Raw genomic sequence first — 13721 nt, 5'->3', positions numbered from 1 at the left:
GCTTTGACCCGAGGGCCCCATGGATATCTGCCAGCTGATTCTGGATGACCACGCCGAACAACGCCGCCTGTTCGGCCTGATCGAGCAGATCGACCCGGACAACACCGACGCGCTGTCGGCGGTCTGGACCCGGCTGGCCGCCTTCCTCGATGCCCACGCCGAGGCCGAGGAACGCCACTTCTATCCCGACCTGCTGAAGAAGGGCGAAGGCGCCAACGACGCCGACGACGGGACGGTCGAAGGCGAGACCGAGGACGCCATCAAGGACCACAACAAGCTGCGCGATGCGGTCAAGGCCGTCGAAAGGCACAAGGTCGGCACCAAGGCCTGGATCGACGCCGTGGGCGAGGCCAATGTCGTCAACTCCAAGCATATGGGCGAGGAGGAACGTCAGGGCCTGACCGACTTCCGCCGGAATGTGTCGCTGAAGGACCGCCACGATCTGGGCGTGAAATATGCCGCCTTCCAGGCCCGGCACATCACCGGGGTTAAGCCGGTCAACAAGGACGTCGACGGCTATATCGAGAAGCACAGCTAGGGCCGGCCTCGCCCGATGACGACCCTGCTGTTCACCTATGGCCTGCCGCTCCTCAGCGCCCTTGTCGCGGGCGCCCTGATCGGTCTTGAGCGGGAATGGCGCGGGCGGGCCGCAGGCTTTCGCACCCACATTCTGGTCTGCCTGTCCTCGACCCTGCTGATGCTGGCGTCGACCTCACAGGGGGCGTGGATGTTCTCGGTCCTTCCGGACCAGCAGGTGATCGCCGACCCGACGCGCATGGCGCACGGGGTGCTGACCGGGATCGGTTTCCTCTGCGCCGGGGTGATCTTCCGGGCTGGCTTCTCCATCCACGGCCTGACGACGGCGGCGTCGCTCTGGACAGTGTCGGCGCTCGGTATCCTGTTCGGCGCCGGCCTGTTCTGGCTGGGCTGGGCCGGTGCGCTGGCAACGCTGGCGATCCTGGCCGCCCTGAAGCTGATCAGCCGCAAGGTGCCGGAACGCACCGTGGTGGATGTCGAGGTCCGCTGGCCCGGCACGGCTGCGGACACGGCGCAGGCGGTCGAGGAAGCGCTCACCGCCGGGGATGCGGGGCTGAAGCGGGTCCGGCTGGAGCTGATCGAGAACGGACAGCTGTGCCGCCAGAGCTGGCGGCTGACGGTCCGCTCGCGCGACCTCGCGGCGCTGGCGGGACGCATCCAGTCGGTGCCGGGGGTGATCGGCTACGATCTGGCGCCGCGGGACGACTGAGACTGCCGGCAGGCCCATGCGCTGCACACTTGATGCTGGCTGGCTGAGGGCTAAGAGTAGAGGCATGTTCAGATGCCTGGTCATTGCCGCCTTCTGGTTCTCCGTCACGGTTGCCCAGGCTCAGGAAATCGCGCCCTCGCGAACTGAGCAACGCTATTTTGATTGGTTCGACCAGTTTTGTCTGGCGACGCTCGGTGCGCCCGAAGCGGCGCAGGCCGCCGCTGCCGAGGCGGGGTGGCCCTCTGTTCCGGAAGAAATTATTGCGCAGGTTACGACACCCGATGCTCCAATCGTCAGTGGACGCTACGGGCCGTCGCTGATCCCCAGCGGGGCGCCGATTTTCTTTTTCTCAGCCACAGGACCACCCGTGGAGTCGGGCCTTGTCGCCCACACCTGCGTATTCGACCCGGGTAACCTGCCCCGGATGGACGCCGCTACGTTAGAGGCCATGGTCACGCGTCGGCTTGGGATTGAGCCGAGGCAAACCGCGTTGGGGCCGATCTGGTCCTATTCCGGAACCGGCCCGTACGTGAGCGAAGAGCGTGTCTGGATCGAGGATGAGGTTGCGCTTGCGACCACCACCCAGCGACGCCCTATCGCCCTGGTGCAGATCAAGGTTCATGAGGGAAGGCCCTACCTCAATGTGACGCGGACGGGACGCTGATCGGCGGCCAGGTTCATTGCCCGCTAACCCTCTTTCGGGCACATAGAACGGATGGCGAACGAACCGACTCGCATTCTGGGGCTGGACCCGGGCCTGCGGCGCACCGGATGGGGCGTGGTGGTGGCCGAGGGGTCGCGCCTGCGCTGGATCGCGCACGGGGTGGTCGCGCCGCCCGAGCGGGCGCCGTTCAGCGAGCGGCTGCTGCATCTGCTGGAGGCGGTGGGCGAGATCTGTGCGGCCCATGGCTGCGACGAGGCGGCCATCGAGGAGGTGTTCGTCAATATGAACCCGGCCTCGACGCTGAAACTGGGCCATGCCCGGGCTGCGGTCATGCTGGCCCCGGCGCGGTGCGGACTGAGCGTCGCCGAATATGCGCCGAATTTGATCAAGAAGGCGGTGGTCGGGGCCGGCCATGCGGACAAGAGCCAGATCGCCTTCATGGTCAAACGCCTGTTGCCGGCGGCGGGGGATGTGACGGCGGACGCCGCCGACGCCCTGGCGGTCGCCATCACCCATGCCCAGCTGCGCAAGCGGGCCCTGCTGGCGGGGGCGGCATGATCGGACGGCTGCGGGGTGTGCTGGCCGAGGTCGAGACCGACCACTGCCTGATCGACTGTATGGGGGTGGGTTATGGCGTGACCTGCGGGGCGCGGACGCTGGGGCGGATGCCGGCGCCGGGCGATGAGGTGACCCTGCACATCGAGAGCAGCTGGTCGGCCGAGAACGGTCCGCGCCTGTACGGCTTTCTGGCCCGGGATGAGCGGGAGGCCTTTCGCACCCTGACCGGAATCCAGGGCGTGGGGCCCAAGGCAGCCCTGTCGGTGCTGGATGTGCTGCCGCCCGGTGAGCTGGCGGCCGCCGTGGCCCGCGAGGACAAGGCCGCCGTGGCGCGCGCCAATGGGGTGGGGCCGAAGCTTGCCCTGCGGATCGTCACCGAACTGAAGGGCAAGCCGCTGGGCGCCGGAGGTCTGACGGTCGGTGCGGGCGCCGGACCCGTTGCCGCGACGCCGGCGGCGCCTTCCCTGACCGGTGAGGCCGTGGCGGCCCTGCTGGGGCTGGGCGTGGTCGAGGTCAATGCCCGCCGCGCCGTGGATCAGGCCCTGATCCGGCTGGGTGAGGACGCGGACCTGTCGGCCGTCATCCGGGCGGCGTTGCAGGAGTTGGGACGGTGACCGACGAGCGGATCATCTCGGCCGATGCCACGCCCGGCGAAACCTATGACCGTGCGTTGCGACCGCAGACGCTGGACGAGTTCGTTGGGCAGGCCCAGGCCAAGGGCAATCTGAAGGTCTTTATCGACGCCGCGCGCGGGCGGGGCGAGTCGCTGGACCATGTGCTGCTGTTCGGACCGCCCGGTCTGGGCAAGACGACGCTGGCCCAGATCGTGGCGCGCGAGCTGGGCGTGGGCTTCCGGGCGACCTCGGGGCCGATTTTGGCCAAGGCCGGGGATCTGGCGGCCATCCTGACCAATCTGGAACCGCGCGATGTGCTGTTCATCGACGAGATCCACCGCCTGAACCCCGCAGTCGAGGAGATCCTGTATCCGGCCATGGAGGACCACGTGCTGGACCTGATCATCGGCGAGGGGCCGTCGGCGCGCTCGGTGCGGATCGATCTGGCGCCCTTCACCCTGGTGGGGGCGACGACGCGGGCGGGTCTGCTGGCCACGCCCCTGCGCGACCGGTTCGGCATTCCGCTGAGGCTTGAATTCTACAGTCCCGACGAACTGGTGAAGGTCATTCTGGGCGCTGCGCGCAAGATGGGCGCCGCCATGGCCGAGGACGGCGCGCGCGAGATCGCCACCCGGGCACGGGGCACGCCGCGCGTGGCCGGGCGCCTGCTGCGCCGCGTACGGGACTTTGCCGATGCCGAGGGCGCGGCGACCATCGACCGGCTGGTCGCGGCCCGGGCCCTGTCGCGGCTGGAGGTCGACGAGGCCGGGCTGGACAGTCTGGACCGGCGCTTCCTGAAGGCGCTGATCGAAAACTATGGCGGCGGCCCCGTGGGCATGGACACCTTGGCCGCGGCCATCGCCGAGGCCCGCGATGCGGTTGAGGATGTGATCGAGCCCTATCTGCTGCAGCAGGGGTTCATCCAGCGCACGCCGCGCGGTCGCATGGCCTGTGCCAAGGCCTATGCCCACCTGGGTCTGGCGGAGCCGCCTCGAGCGCCAGAGCAGGGCGGTCTGTTCGGCGGGAAATAGGCCTCCGTTCCGGCTGCCCCCTTCACCCTCAGGCCGAACCCCGGCATGCTGGGCCTTCAGGGAGGCGGCATGGCGCGGCGCATCAGTGCAAACCGGATCATCACTGTACTGGGCGCGGCCGTTCTGGTGCTCGGCGCGGTCGTCCTGTGGCGCGTGGCCGATACGGGCAGCTTTGCGCGCGAGCCGCTCGTCGAGCGGGTGCGCGGCCAGCTGAAGGCCTATGACCCCGCCCTTTCGCTGTTCGACATGACCGACGCGCAGACGCCGGGCGTTGTCTGTGGCCACGCCGGGGTACCGGGCCGTCGGGAGGCGACCGTGACCTTCGTGGCCCGGCCCACCCGGCTGATGACCAGCGCCGATCCCCTGTCGAGCGAGTTCCGGGAACAGATCGCCCGCGAATGTCCCGACTATTTCGTCGCAGTGCCGGATGCGAGGGGCGGGCGATGACCGACCAGCCGACCGCGGGCCGCTTCGACGGGCGCACCCACATCCTGCCCGTCCGGATCTATTACGAGGACACCGACTTCACCGGTCTGGTCTATCACGGCAACTATGTCCGCTTCTTCGAGCGCGGGCGGTCGGACTTTCTGAGGGCGGCGGGGATCGGTCACGCTGACCTGCTGGACGGGGACCGGCCGCTGGCCTTTGTCGTGTCGAAAATGGCGCTGGAATTCCTCAGGCCCGCCCGGATCGACGACGCGCTCCAGGTGCTCACCACCTATGAGACGATGAAGGGGCCGCGCATGCAGATCGATCAGCGGATCGTGCGCGACGGCGAGCTGCTGTGCCGGGCCTCGGTCGAGGCGGTGTGCATCCGCCCCGACGGCCGCCCGGCCCGCCCGACCCCGCGTCTGATCGAGGCTGTGCGGCCGTGGCTGGCTCCGGCTGAAGGGATTTGACGCGCGGGGCCGCGCCTCTTGCGTGCAAGGGGATGACGCGGTGCGCCCGGCCCGCTAATCCGCCATCAAATGGTCACGCCTTGGCGCTGCAAAGGCGGGACGCTGTTCTCAGGATCGATTCATGACCGTGCCCGCCGAAGCCTCGATGCTCAATCCCGTGGAGCTGTTCATGGCCGCCGACTGGGTGGTCAAGGTGGTGATGATCGGACTGGTCATCGCCTCGCTCTGGTCCTGGGCCATCATCCTCGACAAATTCTTCCGGTTCGCGGCACTGAACCGCCAGGCCGACCAGTTCGAAAAGGCCATCTCGTCCGGCCGCTCGCTGGAGGACATCGCCCATCAGGCCGGGCCGAACCCCGATCCCATCCTGCCGCGCATGCTGGTGGCGGCGATCACCGACTGGCGCGAGGCCCGCGCCCGCCAGACGATGAGCGAGGCCCAGAGCCATCTGCTGATCTCGCGGATCGACCGCGCCCTCGACAGCCTGATCGCGCGCGAGAGCCAGCGCGTCGAGACCGGCTTGGGCGTGCTGTCGGTCGTGGCCACGGCCAGCCCCTTCATCGGTCTGTTCGGCACGGTCTGGGGCATCATGAACGCCTTTGACGCCATCGCGACGGCCGGCAACACCAATCTGACCACGGTTGCCCCGGCCATTGCTGAGGCCCTGTTCGCCACGGCCATCGGCCTGGCCGCCGCCATCCCCGCCTACATCGCCTACAACGCCTTCTCGATCGAGGCTGGCAAGTTCGCCGCCCGCCTGGAGAGCTTCGCCGACGACCTGCAGGCCGCCATCGCGCGTCGACTGGGCACCGGCCCGGCCACTCCGCCGCCGTCGTCGACGCCCCGGGAGCTCTGAGCATGGCCATGGGAGGACCCGGCGGAGGCGGCCATGTGCGCGGACGCCGACGCGCCCGCAGGCGCCCGCTAAGCGAGATCAACGTCACCCCGCTGGTCGACGTCATGCTGGTGCTGCTGATCATCTTCATGATCTCGGCGCCCCTGCTGACGGTGGCCGTGCCGGTCGACCTGCCCGAGACCGAGGCCAGCGCGGTCGAGGCCTCGCAGGAACCCGTGACCGTATCGCTCAACTCGGCCGGGACCATCTTCGTCGGCGAACGCGAAGTGGCCTTCGAGAGCCTGATCGGGGCGGTGCTGGACGACGGGGGCGAGGATGCCCGCGACCGTCCCCTGTTCCTGCGGGCCGATGCCAAGGTCCCCTATGAGTCCGTGGCCCGGGTGATGGCGCGCCTGTCGACCAATGGCTTCGTCAAGCTGAACCTGATCACCGACACAGCGGGCTCCCCTGCGGCGCGCGCCACCCCGGTCGAAAGCCCGGACGGCGGCTGATTGATGGCGAACCGCCTGCCTTCCTTTCTCGGATCGGTCCTGCTGCATGCGGGAGTGATCGGCCTGGCCCTGATCGCCTGGCCGAAGGAAGTCCGTGCGCCGCGTGAAATGATGGCCACCGTGCCGGTTTCGATCGTGTCGGACATCACCGTGCTGGCGGCCGCGCCCGACAATCCGGCCGACGAAGTCATCACCGAGGATGGGTCTGCCTCGCCCGAGCCGCCGGCCGAGATTCCGCCCGAGCCGGTGCCCGATGCGACACCGCCGGTGCCCCGGCCCGATCCGGCGCCGCGCACGACACCGACCCCCCGGCCGACTCCGCCCCGGACTCCGCCTCGCCAGCCCTCGACACCGCCCCAGCGCCCGCCCCCGCCGCGCGAGGATCCGGGTCTGAACCTGGACGACCTCGCCGAACGGCCCCAGCGCGGCAATACGCGCGGTCGTCCCTCCACCGGTGACAGCGGTGCGGGCAACGCCCCCCGCGCCATGGGGCGGGCGGACCTGCAGTCCATCGCGGGGCAGATCACCCCGCACTGGAACCCGCCCTGCCACCTGCCCGGCATCGATGAAGTATCTCTGAGCGTGGAAGTGCGCATGTCCGAGGACGGGCGGCTGGTCGGCTCTCCGCGCATGCGGAACACGCGGAGCGACGCGACCTGGCGCGCGGCGTCCGACAGCATCCTGCGGGCCATCACCATACCGTCGCGCTACCGCATGCCGGCCGGGTATGAGGAGCAGAGCTTCATCATCACCTTCCCGCTCGAGCAGGCCTGTCGCAACCGCTGAGCCTGTGGGCCGTTGGCCTGATGCCGTTCAGCCTTCGTCAGCATGTCATGACCAAAGGTGACATTCCGGCGTGTGCCGGGCGGGCGGCCTGAAAGTCGCCTCAATCGCGCACAAGGTGGCGAACAGGGACAGGATGCGTCAGCGTACGTGTCCGCACACACGAACAGGCGTTCGGGAGGTTACGAATGGGTCTGAAGCGGCGGCTGCAATCGGCAACGGGGATCGGGGCGACACTGGGCCTTGGACTGATGCTTGCCCTGGGTGCGCCCCAGCTGGCCCTGGCGCAGGAACCTGCGCCCCTTCAGGAAGTGATCGTCAGCGAGGGCGTCCTGCGACCCCTGCCGATCGCCGTGGTCGGGTTCACGGGCCAGTACGGCGAGGACATCTCCGGCGTCATCCGTGGCAATCTGCGCCGCTCGGGCTTCTTCGACCCGCTGAGCCCGGGGACCTTCATCGAGACCGGCCTGTCGCTGGCCAACCAGCCCACCTTCCCGCAGTGGACGTCCATCGGCGCCGAGGTGGTGCTGTACGGCTCGGTCACCCCGCGCCCCGATGGCCGCAATGACGTTGGCTTTCGCCTGTACGACACCTATCGGGAGTGCCAGCTGGTCAGCTATCAATTCACGGCCACGCCCGAGCAATGGCGGCGCATCGCGCACAAGATCTCCGACGTCGTCTATCAGCGCATGACGGGCGAGAGCGGCTTCTTCGACACCCGCGTCATCTATGTGGCCGAGAGCGGCACCCAGCTGAACCGGTTGAGCCGCCTCGCGATCGTGGACCAGGACGGCTACAACCCGGTCTTCCTGACCCAGGGCGACGAAGTGATCATGTCGCCGCGCTTTTCGACCTCGAACCCGGACGAGGTCACCTATGTGGCGCTGGGGCAGGACTACAGCCGCATCTATCTGAAGAACCTGACGACCGGCCGCACCGAGTCGCTCGGCGAGTTCGACGGCCAGGTGCTGGCGCCGCGCTATTCGAACGACGGGTCCAAGATCGCCTTCTCGATCATCCGGTCGGGAAACACCGACGTCTATACGATCGACCTGCGCTCGCGCGAGCTGCGCCGCCTGACCAGTGATCCGGGCATCGACACCTCGCCCAGCTTCTCGCCCGACAATCGCCGGCTGGTGTTCACCTCGGACCGGTCGGGATCGGCGCGCCTGTATGTGATGAATGCGGACGGCTCGGGCCAGCGCCCGATCTCGCGCGGCGGCGGGGCGTACACAGCGCCGTCGTGGAGCCCGCGCGGCGACCTGATCGCTTTCACCAAACAGCAGGGCGGCCAATTCCACATCGGCGTCATGGGCACCGACGGCACGGGTGAGCGCATCCTGTCGTCCAGCTATTTCGAGGAAGGCCCGTCCTGGGCGCCCAACGGTCGCTACATCATGTTCGCCCGCCAGACGCGGGGCGGGGATACCCGTCTGTGGACCGTGGACCTGTCGGGCCGGGTGATCGCCCAGGCCGGCTATGACGGCCGCGGGACCAGCCCCGCCTGGTCACCCCTGCTGGACGCCCCGCCGGCCAATCTCGGCTATGGCCAGGCCCCGGACAGCTGCCCGAGCTGAGGACCGATGCGCGCCTGAGGAGAATCCACGCACCCATCGGATAAACTGTGCGTTATCGCTGCTATCCCGTTCCAATGTGTTCGGATAGCGCTTCGAGAACCGTCAAGCTTGCCAGGCGTTCTGGCGGCAACGTCAAGGAGAGCCACATGATCAAGTCCCGTATCCTTCGCCTGGCCCTGGTGGGCGTCGCCGTGTCGGCCATGGCCGCCTGCGCCCGTCCCGCCGAAAACACCGGCCCCATCGTCGACAACGGTGGAAGCCAGCCGGGCACCACCAACCCGACCTATCCGGACCGTCCCGTGCAGGGCGGGGACATTGGCGCCGCCGTGCCCGGTTCGGCCGCCGACTTCGCCAACAATGTCGGCGACCGCGTCTACTTCGATCTCGACAGCTATGTGATCCGTCCGGAGGCCTATCCGCGCCTGAACCAGCAGGCGGCCTGGCTGCGTCAGTATCCGCAGGTCACCATCCGCATCGAGGGCAATGCCGACGAGCGCGGCACGGCCGAGTACAACCTGGCCCTGGGCGCCCGCCGCGCCGAGGCGGTCCGCACCTATCTGGTGCAGCAGGGCGTGCCGGCCTCGCGCATCGACACCATCAGCTTCGGCAAGGAGCGTCCGATCGCGCAGGGCTCCAACGAGGAAGCCTGGGCCCGTAACCGGAATGCCCACACGGCGATCGTGTCGGGCGCCCGCTGATCCGCGGAGCAGCCATCCGGACATGACAGAGGGGCGCGTCGGTCGATGCGCCCCTTTTGTCTGCCCCCCTCCCGAGTCAGATTCCGTCGTGCGGCCCCTGCCTTGCCGAGGCCGCAAATCCGTGGAACGAGATCACCATGTTCAAGTTTTTTTCGCGCCCGATCACCCTTGTGACCCTGACCCGGGGTCGCGGAATTTCGCTGGCTGTGCTGGCTTTCGTCGGAGCGACGATGCTGGCCGGGCCGACGGCCGCCCAGTCGAATGAGGGCGAGCCGATCATCTGGGACGCGCGTCGCCTGAGCACGCTTGAGCGCAATGTCCGCCGGATCGAGCGCGCCCTGTTCCAGCGCAACTCCTCGGGCCAGCCCTTCATCATGGAGCCGGATCCGGAAGTGGTCGCCCTGCAGGGCCAGATGGGCAGCGTCGATACGCGCCTGGCCGATGTGGAACGCACCATCCAGCGCATGAACGGCGACATTGAGCGCCTGACCTTCGCGCTCGACGAGACCGAGCGCGAGAACACCCTTCTGCGGAGCCAGCTGACCGAGGCGGAAGCCCGGATCGAGGAGCTGGAGTCCGCGGCCCGGCTTGAGGCCGAACTGAATGCGCCGATCGAGCCGAACTCGCCCAGCGGGACGGCCTCGGGTGACCTGCGCGCCGCCGACCGTCTGATGAACCAGGACAGCCGCCGGGGCGCCCGCGCCTATGAGGTCCTGCTGGTCACCTGGCCGGACGAGCCGGAAGCCCGTCTGGCGGCCGTGCGCCTGGCCGATCTGTATCTGGCGAACGATGCGGCAGCGGCCGTGCCCCTCTATGCCCAGGCCCTGCGCGGCTGGCCGGCCGAGCCCTGGGCGGCCAAGGCCACGGTCGATCTGGCCCAGGCGCTCGTGGCGACCGATCGCGATACCCAGGCTTGCGCGGCCCTGACCGACTTTGGTCGTCGCTATGGCGAGACGGCGCCGGCGGCGCTCAAGACCCGCGCCGCCTCGGTCCGGACCGAGGCCGGCTGCCGCTGACCCCGGCGCTGACCGCTCTGGCGTCGCGGGTGACTGAGACGCTGGATGCGCGCCTGCTGGCCGACGATCCCGCGCCCGTCGCCCTGGCGGTTTCGGGCGGGGGCGACTCGGTCGCACTTCTTCATTTGACCGCAGACTGGGCCCGCGCGCGCACGCGGCCTCTCGTCGTGCTGCACGTTGACCATGCCCTCAATCCCGACAGCCCACTTTGGCGCGATCGGGTGGAGGGGCTGGCCGCAAGGCTGGGTGCCGGCTTTCGGAGCGCCCGGTGGGACGGCCCCTTCCCCCGGACCGGTTTGCCCGCCGCTGCCCGGGCGGCGCGGCACACGCATCTGGCAGACATGGCCCGCGAGGCGGGGGCGCGCGTCATCCTGACCGGTCATACGACGGACGATGTGGCCGAAGGGCAGTGGATGAAGGGCGAGGGGGCGACCCTCGGCACACTGCGCGACTGGAGCCCGTCACCCGCCTGGCCCGAGGGGCGGGGGCTGATGATGCTGCGTCCCCTGCTCGGCGAGCGGCGGGCGGACCTCCGGCAGCTGTTGCAGGCGCGGGGCGAGGACTGGACGGACGATCCGGCTAATGCCGATCCGCGCTTCCTGCGTAGCCGGGCGAGAGCCGCGCTGGCCGACCGGCCGCCTGACATCCCGTCCCGGGTCGTCCGCAGCCCGCCCGCCCCGCTGGCTGTCGGTCCGCACGGTGTGATCCGGGGGCCGCGCAGCCTGTCCGGCGAAGCGCTGGCTTTTGCCCTCGTGGTGGCCGGTGGGGGAGATCGCCTGCCCCGGGGCCGACGGCTGGCCGCCTTGCAGGACCGTCTCGGCAGCGGACAGAATTTCGAGGCCGGTCTGGTCGGCGCCCGCCTGATGGCCGGGGCCGACGGCATCACGATCGTGCGCGAGACGGGCAATTACCGGCGCACCGGAGAACCGCGCGTCCCGCTGATCCCCGGGCGGGACACCGTCTGGGACGGCCGGTTCGCGCTGATGTCGGACGAGGCCGGCTGGACCGTCGTGCCGCTGGCGGGCCGGGCCGCACGACTGGGGCCCTCTGACCGGGCCGAGGTGCGCGCCCTTCCGGCGGCCATGCGGCCGGGTCTGCCTGTCCTCGTTCGGGACGATGGAACTGGGCCGGTTCTTGCACAGTCCCGGGTCCGGGTTGAGGCGCTGGCCGGTGAAAGGCTGGCGCTGGGTCTGGGACAGGTTGTGCATGAGGCGGACCTCAAGTGTCGCAGGGAATGGCGCACGAGAGATCGAGTCTCTATCTTGTGACGTGACACGGTCGCGAATGACCCGAGCCGGCGACGCCGGACGGCATTGGCACCACAGACTGAGGACCCCATGAACCTTCGCAGATTCGCCGTCGTCGGCATGATTATCCTGGCAATGCTGGCCATCTATGCCGGCATGAGCCAGGGCGGCGGCGCCCTGACCGGCAAGAAGGGCGAGGCCGCCACCGGCCGCCCGGAACCCATCACCTATTCCCAGCTTCTGACGGCGATCGAGCAGAAGCGCATAAAGGGCGTCGAGGTCCACGGAGAGGACCTGACCGGCGAGTTTGCGGACGGCACCAAGTTCGAGACCATCACGCCGATGCCGAATGCCGAACTGGTCAGCCAGATCCAGGAGACGGGCGCGGACGTGAAGGTCAAGCCGATGCGCCAGCCCCTGTGGATGAGCATCCTGCTGGGCCTGCTGCCGATCTTCGTGCTGGTCGGTCTGTTCCTGCTGATCACCCGCCAGATGCAGGGCGGCGCGCGCGGCGCCATGGGCTTTGGCAAGTCCAAGGCCAAGCTGCTGACCGAACACAAGGGTCGCAAGACCTTTGAGGATGTCGCCGGCGTCGATGAGGCCAAGGACGAGCTTCAGGAGGTCGTCGACTTCCTGAAGGATCCGGGCAAGTTCCAGCGTCTGGGCGGCAAGATTCCGAAGGGCGCGCTGCTGGTCGGCCCTCCGGGTACCGGCAAGACCTTGCTGGCGCGCGCGGTCGCGGGCGAGGCGGGCGTGCCCTTCTTCTCCATCTCGGGCTCGGACTTCGTCGAAATGTTCGTGGGCGTCGGCGCCAGCCGCGTGCGCGACATGTTCGAACAGGCCAAGAAGAATGCCCCCTGCATCATCTTCATCGACGAGATCGACGCCGTCGGTCGTCACCGGGGCGCAGGCCTCGGCGGCGGCAATGACGAGCGCGAGCAGACCCTGAACCAGCTGCTGGTCGAGATGGACGGCTTTGAGTCCAATGAGGGCATCATCCTGATCGCCGCGACCAACCGTCCCGACGTTCTGGATCCGGCCCTGCTGCGTCCGGGCCGGTTCGACCGCCAGGTGGTGGTGCCGAACCCCGATGTCTCGGGCCGCGAGAAGATCCTGCGCGTCCACATGAAGGATGTGCCGCTGGCCGCTGACGTCAACGTCAAGACGCTGGCGAGGGGAACGCCCGGCTTCTCGGGCGCCGATCTGGCCAATCTGGTCAATGAGGCGGCCCTGCTGGCGGCGCGCAAGAACCGCAAGATGGTCATCCATCGCGACTTCGAGGACGCCAAGGACAAGGTCATGATGGGCGCCGAGCGCAAGTCCATGGCCATGAACGAGGAAGAGAAGCGCCTGACCGCCTATCACGAGGCCGGTCACGCCATCGTCGCCCTGAACGTCAAGATGGCCGACCCGGTGCACAAGGCCACCATCGTACCGCGCGGCCGGGCCCTCGGCATGGTGATGCAGCTGCCGGAAGGCGACCGCTATTCCATGAAGCACCAGCAGATGATCGACCGGATCGCCATCATGGCCGGTGGCCGGGTGGCCGAGGAACTGATCTTCGGCAAGGACAACATCACCTCAGGCGCCAGTTCCGACATCCAGCAGGCGACCAAGCTGGCGCGCGCCATGGTCACGCGCTGGGGCTTCTCGGACAAGCTGGGCACGGTGGCCTATGGCGAGAATCAGGAAGAGGTCTTCCTCGGCCATTCGGTGGCGCGCAGCCAGAACGTCTCGGAAGAGACGGCGCGCATCATCGACGAGGAGGTCAAGCGGATCGTGACCGAGGGCTGGAACACGGCCCGCAAGATCCTCAAGACCAAGGCCAAGGACCACGAACTGCTGTCGCAGGCCCTGCTCGAGTTCGAGACCCTGTCCGGGGACGAGATCATCGCCCTGCTCAAGGAAGGCAAGCGCCCGGATCGGGACGAGTCCAACGACCCGACGCCGGGTCCGTCGGTGTCGGTGCCGGTGACGCCGGTCACCGAGGTGCCGGTCACGGACGCGCCGCGCCCGGCCCAGCCCACGGTCCACTAGGGGC

At 68.6% G+C, this 13721-nt stretch carries 16 protein-coding genes; all 16 read left to right on the top strand.

The window, feature by feature from the left end:
- The first annotated feature begins 19 nt into the window (after positions 1-19).
- The 16 genes from LC068_RS08405 to ftsH all read left to right on the top strand — a co-directional run bounded on the left by LC068_RS08405 (position 20) and on the right by ftsH (position 13717).
- Positions 20-538 (top strand): hemerythrin domain-containing protein, encoded by a 519-nt coding sequence (locus LC068_RS08405; protein WP_226636266.1) that lies wholly within the window; start codon positions 20-22, stop codon positions 536-538.
- Positions 539-553: 15 nt separating this feature from the next.
- The gene (locus tag LC068_RS08400) at positions 554-1246 is read left to right on the top strand and encodes an MgtC/SapB family protein (RefSeq protein ID WP_226636264.1); all 693 of its coding nucleotides are present in this window, start codon (positions 554-556) and stop codon (positions 1244-1246) included.
- 64 nt (positions 1247-1310) lie between these two features.
- Entirely contained in the window at positions 1311-1910 is a 600-nt protein-coding gene (locus LC068_RS08395) for a hypothetical protein (RefSeq protein ID WP_226636263.1), read from the top strand.
- Between the two features lie 51 nt (positions 1911-1961).
- Positions 1962-2468 carry a crossover junction endodeoxyribonuclease RuvC gene (gene ruvC, locus LC068_RS08390; RefSeq protein WP_226636262.1) on the top strand — a complete coding sequence of 169 codons (507 nt, stop codon included), beginning with the start codon at positions 1962-1964 and terminating at the stop codon, positions 2466-2468.
- Positions 2465-3082, top strand: coding sequence for a Holliday junction branch migration protein RuvA (ruvA, locus tag LC068_RS08385; RefSeq protein ID WP_226636261.1), 618 nt, complete (start codon positions 2465-2467; stop codon positions 3080-3082). The genes ruvC and ruvA overlap by 4 nt, the downstream gene beginning before the upstream one ends.
- Positions 3079-4113 (top strand): Holliday junction branch migration DNA helicase RuvB, encoded by a 1035-nt coding sequence (ruvB, locus tag LC068_RS08380; RefSeq protein WP_226636260.1) that lies wholly within the window; start codon positions 3079-3081, stop codon positions 4111-4113. Before ruvA ends, ruvB begins: the two co-directional genes overlap by 4 nt.
- Positions 4114-4158: 45 nt before the next feature.
- Positions 4159-4560, top strand: a complete 402-nt coding sequence (locus tag LC068_RS08375; protein WP_226636259.1) for a hypothetical protein — start codon at positions 4159-4161, stop codon at positions 4558-4560.
- Positions 4557-5012, top strand: a complete 456-nt coding sequence (locus LC068_RS08370; RefSeq protein ID WP_226636258.1) for a YbgC/FadM family acyl-CoA thioesterase — start codon at positions 4557-4559, stop codon at positions 5010-5012. The genes LC068_RS08375 and LC068_RS08370 overlap by 4 nt, the downstream gene beginning before the upstream one ends.
- Positions 5013-5133: 121 nt before the next feature.
- Positions 5134-5868, top strand: a complete 735-nt coding sequence (gene tolQ / locus LC068_RS08365) for a protein TolQ (protein WP_226636257.1) — start codon at positions 5134-5136, stop codon at positions 5866-5868.
- Positions 5869-5870: 2 nt separating this feature from the next.
- Entirely contained in the window at positions 5871-6359 is a 489-nt protein-coding gene (locus LC068_RS08360; RefSeq protein WP_226636254.1) for an ExbD/TolR family protein, read from the top strand.
- A 3-nt stretch (positions 6360-6362) separates the two neighbouring features.
- Positions 6363-7145, top strand: coding sequence for a hypothetical protein (locus LC068_RS08355; protein ID WP_226636252.1), 783 nt, complete (start codon positions 6363-6365; stop codon positions 7143-7145).
- Between the two features lie 185 nt (positions 7146-7330).
- The gene (tolB, locus tag LC068_RS08350) at positions 7331-8719 is read left to right on the top strand and encodes a Tol-Pal system beta propeller repeat protein TolB (protein ID WP_319002485.1); all 1389 of its coding nucleotides are present in this window, start codon (positions 7331-7333) and stop codon (positions 8717-8719) included.
- Between the two features lie 146 nt (positions 8720-8865).
- A complete protein-coding gene (gene pal / locus LC068_RS08345; RefSeq protein ID WP_226636250.1) occupies positions 8866-9417 on the top strand; it encodes a peptidoglycan-associated lipoprotein Pal in 552 nt (183 codons plus the stop codon).
- A 137-nt stretch (positions 9418-9554) separates the two neighbouring features.
- The gene (locus LC068_RS08340) at positions 9555-10433 is read left to right on the top strand and encodes a tol-pal system YbgF family protein (protein WP_226636248.1); all 879 of its coding nucleotides are present in this window, start codon (positions 9555-9557) and stop codon (positions 10431-10433) included.
- Positions 10434-10462: 29 nt separating this feature from the next.
- Positions 10463-11701, top strand: a complete 1239-nt coding sequence (gene tilS / locus LC068_RS08335) for a tRNA lysidine(34) synthetase TilS (RefSeq protein ID WP_226636246.1) — start codon at positions 10463-10465, stop codon at positions 11699-11701.
- A 69-nt stretch (positions 11702-11770) separates the two neighbouring features.
- Positions 11771-13717 (top strand): ATP-dependent zinc metalloprotease FtsH, encoded by a 1947-nt coding sequence (gene ftsH / locus LC068_RS08330; protein WP_226636244.1) that lies wholly within the window; start codon positions 11771-11773, stop codon positions 13715-13717.
- Positions 13718-13721 lie beyond the last annotated feature (4 nt).

This window comes from Brevundimonas poindexterae, from assembly GCF_020524625.1.
In the GTDB taxonomy this organism is placed as follows: Bacteria; Pseudomonadota; Alphaproteobacteria; order Caulobacterales; family Caulobacteraceae; genus Brevundimonas; species Brevundimonas poindexterae_A.
The sequence above is the reverse complement of the archived record's forward strand: the minus strand, read 5'-3'. Positions and strand labels throughout refer to the sequence as shown.

Bases quoted from the DNA above. Each gene is read 5' to 3' on its own strand.
- ruvA (WP_226636261.1), top strand. From the start codon at position 2,465: ATGATCGGACGGCTGCGGGGTGTGCTGGCCGAGGTCGAGACCGACCAC.
- ruvC (WP_226636262.1), top strand. From the start codon at position 1,962: ATGGCGAACGAACCGACTCGCATTCTGGGGCTGGACCCGGGCCTGCGG.
- LC068_RS08400 (WP_226636264.1), top strand. From the start codon at position 554: ATGACGACCCTGCTGTTCACCTATGGCCTGCCGCTCCTCAGCGCCCTT.
- ftsH (WP_226636244.1), top strand. From the start codon at position 11,771: ATGAACCTTCGCAGATTCGCCGTCGTCGGCATGATTATCCTGGCAATG.
- LC068_RS08370 (WP_226636258.1), top strand. From the start codon at position 4,557: ATGACCGACCAGCCGACCGCGGGCCGCTTCGACGGGCGCACCCACATC.
- LC068_RS08395 (WP_226636263.1), top strand. From the start codon at position 1,311: ATGTTCAGATGCCTGGTCATTGCCGCCTTCTGGTTCTCCGTCACGGTT.
- LC068_RS08360 (WP_226636254.1), top strand. From the start codon at position 5,871: ATGGCCATGGGAGGACCCGGCGGAGGCGGCCATGTGCGCGGACGCCGA.
- tolB (WP_319002485.1), top strand. From the start codon at position 7,331: ATGGGTCTGAAGCGGCGGCTGCAATCGGCAACGGGGATCGGGGCGACA.
- tolQ (WP_226636257.1), top strand. From the start codon at position 5,134: ATGACCGTGCCCGCCGAAGCCTCGATGCTCAATCCCGTGGAGCTGTTC.
- LC068_RS08355 (WP_226636252.1), top strand. From the start codon at position 6,363: ATGGCGAACCGCCTGCCTTCCTTTCTCGGATCGGTCCTGCTGCATGCG.
- pal (WP_226636250.1), top strand. From the start codon at position 8,866: ATGATCAAGTCCCGTATCCTTCGCCTGGCCCTGGTGGGCGTCGCCGTG.
- LC068_RS08340 (WP_226636248.1), top strand. From the start codon at position 9,555: ATGTTCAAGTTTTTTTCGCGCCCGATCACCCTTGTGACCCTGACCCGG.
- LC068_RS08405 (WP_226636266.1), top strand. From the start codon at position 20: ATGGATATCTGCCAGCTGATTCTGGATGACCACGCCGAACAACGCCGC.
- LC068_RS08375 (WP_226636259.1), top strand. From the start codon at position 4,159: ATGCTGGGCCTTCAGGGAGGCGGCATGGCGCGGCGCATCAGTGCAAAC.